This is a genomic window from Rhizobacter sp. P3_B12, from assembly GCF_056402895.1.
Map to the genome: position 1 here is coordinate 1 of NZ_JBFUGN010001705.1, position 619 is coordinate 619.

Consider the following 619-nt stretch of genomic DNA (forward strand, 5'->3'; position numbering starts at 1 on the left):
CTCGACACATGGCCTGACGGGACCGGCAGATCTATTGCGAGAGCTTCTGCTCAGCCATCGTGACCAGCGCGCCACCTTCGTAGCCAAGCGCTGCCGCGATCTTGAGGATGACGTGCAACGTCGGCTGGCTCTGACCACGCTCAATGCGGCCGAAGTAGGAGCGCTCGACATTGGCTACGTGAGCTAGCGCCTCCTGGGAGATGCCCGCCGACAGCCGGGCTTCTCGCACCACGCCGCCAAACGCCTTCGCCACGTCCGCGTCAAAGCTGAGCGCTCCTCGCGGGCGCCCACGCTTCGGCTTCCTGAGACGTGTCGACATCTGCCGGAGGGTCCGGCAAATGTCCTATTGAGGCCACGTTATTAATAACTCATCGAATGCAAACGATGAGCCAATCTACGTTCGTCGTCGGGGCGGCACAGTGCCCTGCGGGCGCGTAGTTGGGTCCGTCCGCCGAGCGCCGCGGAGCCGGCTGTCGGACATGGGATGAGCCTGCAAGCGTCGGTCCAGCTCGACGGCAAACGTGACGAAGTCAACCTCCAGCGCGCGCAGCCAAGCACGCAGCTCGATCACATCGAGCCGGCGTTCGCCGCTTTCGACCTTGCTAACCGTGGCTTGGCC

General features: G+C 64.0%; 1 protein-coding gene. It reads right to left on the reverse strand.

All coding sequences use genetic code 11. The features are described 5' to 3' along the window. Window positions 1–31: 31 nt before the first annotated feature. A complete protein-coding gene (locus AC1D01_RS37780; protein WP_477875089.1) occupies window positions 32–253 on the reverse strand; it encodes a helix-turn-helix domain-containing protein in 222 nt (73 codons plus the stop codon). Between the last annotated feature and the right edge of the window lie 366 nt (window positions 254–619).